Origin of the sequence: Streptomyces sp. WAC05292, assembly GCF_003949955.1 — a bacterium.
Classification (GTDB): Bacteria; Actinomycetota; Actinomycetes; order Streptomycetales; family Streptomycetaceae; genus Streptomyces; species Streptomyces globosus.
The window spans coordinates 1-6,347 of record NZ_RPSE01000370.1; the positions used below are offsets into that span (position 1 = coordinate 1).

A 6,347-nucleotide genomic window follows, 5' to 3' on the forward strand; every position below is an offset into this window, starting at 1 on the left:
CATAGTGTTTCGGTGGTCATAGCGTTAGGGAAACGCCCGGTTACATTCCGAACCCGGAAGCTAAGCCTTTCAGCGCCGATGGTACTGCAGGGGGGACCCTGTGGGAGAGTAGGACGCCGCCGAACAATCATTGTGGGAAAGCCCCGCACCAGCTCTGGTGCGGGGCTTTCCTGCGTTTCAGGGCAGAATGAATGGCGGTGCGGTACGCGCCCGACCGTGATTGGATCCGGGTGCATGGAACAGTTTGCGATCCGGCCCGTACACACCGACGAATGGCAGAAGGTCAAGGCGCTCCGCCTGGAGGCCCTCGCCGACCCGCTCGCGCCCATGGCGTTCCTGGAATCCGTCGAGGACGCCGCGGCGAAACCCGACGCCTACTGGCAGGAACGGGCACGCGGCGCCGCCGAAGGCGTCCACGTCCGGCAGTTCATCGCCGAGACGGCCGACGGGCAGTGGGCCGGCTCCGTGTCCGCGTTCGTCGAGCCCGTCGGCGGCGCCGACTTCCTCGAGCGGACCGTCGATGTCGATCAGGGCCACCTCGTCGGCGTGTATGTGCGGCCTGACTGGCGGGGGCGCGGGCTCACCGACGCCCTGTTCGCCGCCACGCTGGAATGGGCCTGGTCGCTGGAGGAACCGCGGCTGCAGCGCGTCCGGCTGTTCGTCCACGAGGACAACGCGCGGGCCGGCGGCTTCTACCGGCGGTACGGGTTCCGGCCGAGCGGGCTCGTCATCCCCAAGCCCGGCGACCCGTCGGCGAAGGAGCTGGAGTACGTCTATCCCCGGCCCGCCGGCCGGGGATAGCGGTCAGGTAGCCGGCGTACGGGCCCCCGGTCGGTGCGGCGCGGCCGCGTCGGCCGGGGCCTCCGCGGGCCACTGCGGCCACCGCGACCTGGCCTGCTCGCGGCTCCGGCACAGCGCCAGCAGCGGCAGCGCGTCCTCGGCGAGCAGGTCGGGCAGCTGCGGGACCGGGGCGACGGCCGCCACGTCCTCCAGGACCAGGGTCAGTGGTGGGTCGAGCCGGCCGTGGGATGACCGTGCGGCCATGCGGCGGCCGTGCTCGACCACGCTCGACGCGAGTGCGGTCAACAGCGGCATCGCACCCGGGTGGGCCGCGGGTTCCTCCACGGATTCCCCCACCACATAAAGGGTGCCCCCCTCCTGCAGAAACGATGCCAGCGCCAGCGCATCCGCTCGGTTCGGATTGCAGGCCTCGCGGATGTGCACCGACGTCAGGCACGCCAGAGCCCGGGCCGTCAGATGCCTTGCCTGGTCACGTCGTTCCGGGTAGGCGGTCAGGGCGCTCTCCAACTCCCCGGCAGCCCCCGCCGCCGCCTGCGGGTGCGTGCGCAGGATGCGGACCGCGTCCTGCACGCCGGCGCCCTGCGCCCACCTGTGCAGCTGCTTGAACGGGCGGCCGTCCAGCGCCGCCGCCTGCAGCCAGCTCCGCAGCAGGGTCTCCGCCGTGTCGGCGACCGCCTCGTCCATGCGCGCCCGCGGCCGTACGGGCGCCAGCAGGGCCGTGGCGCGGACGGCCGCGGCCTCCCGGTCCGTGCAGCCCTCCGCCGGGTTCCAGTGCATACGGGCCGGCGTGTCGCACAGGTGCGACGGGTCGTAGAGGAGGACCGGGCCCAGCTTCGCGCGGCCGTCCTTCGTGTCCGCCCACAGCGCCGGGGAGGACGTCACGACGATCGCCGCGCCCTCCGCGGACGCGAGATGGGCGGCCGCCAGGCGGCGGCGCTCGCCCGGACCCCCGTACGCCACACGGCCCGAGGGAGCGGCGGAAGGTGCCTCGGCGCGGGGCGGGTGGCCGAAGCCGTACCGGTACGCCTCCTCCTTCGGCCCCTCGGCGGCCGGAGCGGGGACGACCGGTGCCGGCTTCGACACAGGCGGCTGCGGCGGAGCCGGCTCCGCCGCAGGCTCCGGACCGGGATCGGGCTCCGCGGCCGGCTCCGGCGGGACGCTGCGGGCGCGGGCCCGGCGGGCCTTCGTGCGGGCCACGGCGCCGATCACGAACACGGCGAGCACGAACAGGACCAGCAGCTGCCCGACGAACAGCCCCCAGAACAGGCCCCAGCCCGACAGCGCGGCCGGGTCCGTCGCCGGCCAGGCCCCCGGCAGGTCGTGCGGCTGCGCTATCAGGGCGCGGACGGCGTCGGGCGTACGGCCGAACGTGACGGTGGCCGGCCAGGCGCCCTTCGCGAGGAGCGCGGCCAGCCCCGTCGACGACCAGACGAGGACGGCCAGCCCGAGGAGGAACGCGAGCAGGGCGACCAGGAGGCCGTCCGGGATGCCGCGGGAGGGGGTGGGGCCGGGACCGGCCGGGCGTCTCGTGCCGCTCTCGTGCATCTGGTGCCTCTCGTGCTCCTCGGGGCTTGCCGGCCCCTCACGCCACTGTCGTCGCGGATCCCGGTCCGCCGCCCTGGTGGCGTTCCATGAGCAGCGCGCGCTGCTCCGCCTCCAGTTCGGCCGCCAGCAGGTCGTCGGGGAGGATGTGCGCGGTGGAGGACTCCGTCATCGCGCGGTCGGTGTAGACGAGGGGGCGTTCGGCTTCGGTGATCAGGTGTTTGACGACCTGGACGTTGCCGTTGACGTCCCACACGGCGATGCCGGGGGTGAGGGTGGGGATGATCTCCACCGCCCACCGGGGCAGGCCGAGGACGCGTCCCGTGGCGCGTGCCTCGTCGGCTTTCTGGGCGTAGATCGTGCGGGTCGAGGCCATCTTCAGGATGGCGGCGGCCTCGCGGGCGGCCGCGCCGTCGACGACGTCGGACAGGTGGTGGACGACGGCGACGAAGGACAGGCCGAGGCGCCGGCCGAACTTGAGGAGGCGCTGGAAGAGCTGCGCGACGAAGGGGCTGTTGATGATGTGCCAGGCCTCTTCGACGAGGAAGATGCGCTTCTTGCGGTCCGGGCGGATCCAGGTGTGCTCCAGCCACACGCCGACGATCGCCATGAGGATCGGCATGGCGATGGAGTTGCGGTCGATGTGGGAGAGGTCGAAGACGATCAGCGGGGCGTCGAGGTCGATGCCGACGGTCGTGGGCCCGTCGAACATGCCGCGCAGGTCGCCGTCGACGAGGCGGTCGAGGACGAGCGCGACGTCCAGGCCCCAGGCCCGTACGTCGTCTATGTCGACGTTCATGGCCTCGGCGGAGCCGGGCTCGGGGTGGCGGAGCTGCTCGACGATGTCGGTGAGGACGGGCTGGCGGTCGCGGATGGTGTCGACGACGTAGGCGTGGGCGACCTTCAGGGCGAAGCCGGAGCGTTCGTCGAGGCCGTGGCCGAGCGCCACCTCGATGATGGTGCGGAGCAGGGCGAGCTGCCCGGTCGTGGTGATGGCCGGGTCGAGGGGGTTGAGGCGGATCCCGCCGTCGTTGGCGGCGACGGGGTCCAGGCGGATGGGGGTTATCCCCAGCTGCTGCGCGATGAGGTTCCATTCGCCGACGCCGTCCTCGCCCTGGGCGTCGAGGACGACGACCTGCCGGTCGCGGAAGCGGAGCTGGCGCAGGACGTACGTCTTCTCCAGGGCGGACTTGCCGTTGCCGGACTCGCCGAGGACGAGCCAGTGCGGGGCGGGGAGCTGCTGGCCGTACAGCTGGAACGGGTCGTAGATGTAGCCCTTGCCGCTGTAGACCTCGCGGCCGATGATCACGCCGGAGTCGCCGAGGCCGGGGGCGGCGGTGGGCAGGTAGACGGCCTGGGCCTGGCCGGTCGAGGTGCGGACGGGCAGGCGGGTCGTCTCGACCTTGCCGAACAGGAAGCTGGTGAAGGCGTCCGTGAGGGCGGACAGCGGGTCTCGCATGGCGGCCTTTCCCTCCAGCTAGCGTCGGATGCCGGTGGCGAACGGCAGGGTGTTGACGAAGGCGCGGTGGTGTTCGCGGTCGCACCACTCCAGCTTCAGGTAGGACTTGCCGGCCGAGGCGCGGATCGTCCTCTTGTCGCGGGCGAGGGCCTCCGGTGAACGCGAGGACACGGTGATGTACCCGACGAGGTTGACTCCCGCCGCACCGCTGGCGAGATCTTCACCTCTTTGGTCGAGCCGGCCGTGGGCGGCGATGTCGCGGGGGTCGACGGTGCGGTTCATCTTCGCGGCGCGGGAGGCGTCGGCCTCGTCGTTGGTCTTCTCGGTGAGCATCCGCTCGATGGCGATCTCGGTGGGTTCGAGGTCCATGGTGACGGCGACGGTGCGGATGACGTCGGGGGTGTGGACGAGGAGCGGGGCGAGGAAGTTCACGCCGACGGGGGTCATGGGCCACTCCTTGATCCAGGCGGTGGCGTGGCACCAGGGGGCGCGGGTGGAGGACTCGCGGGTCTTGGCCTGGAGGTAGGTGGGTTCGACCGCGTCGAGTTCGGCGGGCCAGGCGTTGCGCTTGGTCATGGCCTGGATGTGGTCGATGGGGTGGTCCGGGTCGTACATGGAGTGGACGAGGGAGGCGAGGCGGCCCTGTCCGAGGGGCTGGCGTACCCGGATGTCGGCTTCGGCGAGGCGGGCGCAGATGTCGGTGAGCTCGCGGGCCATGACGATGGCGAGGCCGGAGTCGCGGTCGAGCTTGCGGCCCTTGCGGCCGCCGGCGCGGGCGATGGTGTGGGCCTCGGCGGCGAGTTCGCGCGTGTAGTGCATGCAGGCGACGAGGTAGGCGCGGTGCTGCTCGGAGGAGGTGGAGACCATCGACTGCAGCTGGTCGTAGGAGTCGCGCAGCCAGACGGGGGCGGTGGGGTCGCCGCGCTGGATGACGTCCTTGGCGTGGGCGTCGGGGTCGGCGGGGAGGGTGCGGGCGAGCATCTGCAGGCGGGTCACGAAGCCGTCGCCGTTGGCGACGTGCTTGAGGAGGGTGCCGAAGCGGTCGACGAGGGCCTCCTGGTCCTCGCTGTCGCGCAGGCCGACGCCGGGGCCCTCGATCTCGATGGCGGCAGTGACGGTCCTGCGGTCGGCGTGCAGGAGGACGGCGATCTCGTCGGGTCCGAAGGGGGCGGAGAGCCAGCTGATGCGGCCGATGCCGGGGGGCGGGCCGACTTCGACCTCGCGGCCGTCGGCGCGGGTGCCGGCTTCCATGGCGCCGGAGCGGTACGCGGTGCCGCGGCGCAGGACGCGCTTGTAGCTGCGGTTGATCTCGTACCACTTGTAGAAGGTGCGGCCGCGGTAGGGGACGTAGACGGCGGCGAGGGCGAGCAGGGGGAAGCCGACGAGGGCGACGATGCGCAGGGTGAGGTCGGGGACGAGCAGTCCGCTCATCATGCCGAGGAACGCGCCCGCGATGATCAGGGCGATCTCGCCGGTCTCGCGGTTCTTGCCGATGACGGCGTTCGGTCGGGCGCGGCCGATGAGGTAGGTGCGGCGGGGCGCGACCGGGTGCATCTGGTGGGACTGGGCCGTCAACGCCCGTCACCTCCTGTGTTCCTCGTGCTCGTCGAGCTCGTGCGGGGCGCGGGTGCGGCGGCGGGGAGGGTTCCGCTGCCGCCGCCGGAGCGGTGGGCGCCGCGGCTGCTGTGGGTCTTGATGCCCTGGGAGACGAGGGAGGCCGGGCTGCTGATGACGGCGGCGGCCTGGGCGCCGTCGGTGGCCTTGGTGCGGCCGGCGCGGGCGGCGGCGATGTCGTCTCCGAAGCCGGGGACGAAGCGGTAGATCATCGCGGAGGCGAAGATGGCCAGCAGGATGATCGCGAGGCCGGAGACGACGGCGGAGAAGGCGTTCGGGCCCTTGTCGCCGGCCAGGGCCCCGGCGAGGCCGAGGACGATGACGATGACCGGCTTGACGAGGATGACGGCGATCATGATGCCGGCCCAGCGGCGGACGTGGCCCCAGAGGTTGCGGTCGACGAGTCCGGAGTAGACGACGACGCCGAGGAGGGCGCCCACGTAGAGGAGGGCGGCCCGGATGAAGAGTTCGAGGAAGAGGATGCCGGCGGCGAGGACGGTCACGAGGGAGACGACGATCAGCATGATCGGGCCGCCGCCGATGGAGTCGCCCTTCTTGAGGGCTTCGGTGAAGGAGCCGAAGAACATGTCGGTCTGGCTGCCGCCGGCCGAGGCGATGACCTCGGTGACGCCGTCGGTGGCGGAGACGACGGTGTAGAGGACCAGGGGGGTGAAGGCGGAGGCGAGGACGGTCAGCCAGAGGAAGCCGACGGCCTCGGAGAGGGCGGTGGCCAGGGGGACGCCGCGGATGGCGCGCTTGGCGACGGCGAGGAGCCACAGGACCAGGGTGAGGACGGTCGAGGCGGCGAAGACGATGGCGTACTGCTTGAGGAAGGCGCTGTTGGTGAAGTCGACGTTCGCGCTGCCGTTGACGGCTTTGCCGAGCTCGGTGACGATCCAGGCGGCGGCGTCGGCGCAGCCCTTGGCGAGGG

5 protein-coding genes and 1 rRNA gene are annotated in these 6,347 nt (G+C 72.0%); 2 read left to right on the plus strand and 4 right to left on the minus strand.

Annotated elements, in window-relative coordinates; translation table 11 throughout:
* Positions 1-8: 8 nt before the first annotated feature.
* Together rrf and EF903_RS26925 are read left to right on the plus strand one after the other, a co-directional pair.
* Positions 9-125 (plus strand): 5S ribosomal RNA (gene rrf, locus EF903_RS26920).
* Positions 126-234: 109 nt separating this feature from the next.
* Positions 235-801 (plus strand): GNAT family N-acetyltransferase, encoded by a 567-nt coding sequence (locus EF903_RS26925; protein WP_125547446.1) that lies wholly within the window; start codon positions 235-237, stop codon positions 799-801.
* Positions 802-804: 3 nt separating this feature from the next.
* Here EF903_RS26925 and EF903_RS26930 read toward each other — a convergent pair whose 3' ends face one another.
* The 4 genes from EF903_RS26930 to EF903_RS26945 all read right to left on the minus strand — a co-directional run.
* A complete protein-coding gene (locus EF903_RS26930) occupies positions 805-2,346 on the minus strand; it encodes a type VI secretion protein (RefSeq protein ID WP_260615980.1) in 1,542 nt (513 codons plus the stop codon).
* A gap of 37 nt (positions 2,347-2,383) precedes the next feature.
* Positions 2,384-3,802 (minus strand): ATP-binding protein, encoded by a 1,419-nt coding sequence (locus tag EF903_RS26935; RefSeq protein WP_125547448.1) that lies wholly within the window; start codon positions 3,800-3,802, stop codon positions 2,384-2,386.
* Between the two features lie 18 nt (positions 3,803-3,820).
* Entirely contained in the window at positions 3,821-5,356 is a 1,536-nt protein-coding gene (locus EF903_RS26940) for an SCO6880 family protein (protein ID WP_125547451.1), read from the minus strand.
* Between the two features lie 17 nt (positions 5,357-5,373).
* A partial coding sequence (locus EF903_RS26945; RefSeq protein ID WP_125547449.1) for a hypothetical protein occupies positions 5,374-6,347 on the minus strand: 974 nt, incomplete at its 5' end.

Bases quoted from the DNA above. Each gene is read 5' to 3' on its own strand.
- EF903_RS26940 (WP_125547451.1), bottom strand. From the start codon at position 5,356: ATGCACCCGGTCGCGCCCCGCCGCACCTACCTCATCGGCCGCGCCCGA.
- EF903_RS26925 (WP_125547446.1), top strand. From the start codon at position 235: ATGGAACAGTTTGCGATCCGGCCCGTACACACCGACGAATGGCAGAAG.
- EF903_RS26935 (WP_125547448.1), bottom strand. From the start codon at position 3,802: ATGCGAGACCCGCTGTCCGCCCTCACGGACGCCTTCACCAGCTTCCTG.
- EF903_RS26930 (WP_260615980.1), bottom strand. From the start codon at position 2,346: ATGCACGAGAGCGGCACGAGACGCCCGGCCGGTCCCGGCCCCACCCCC.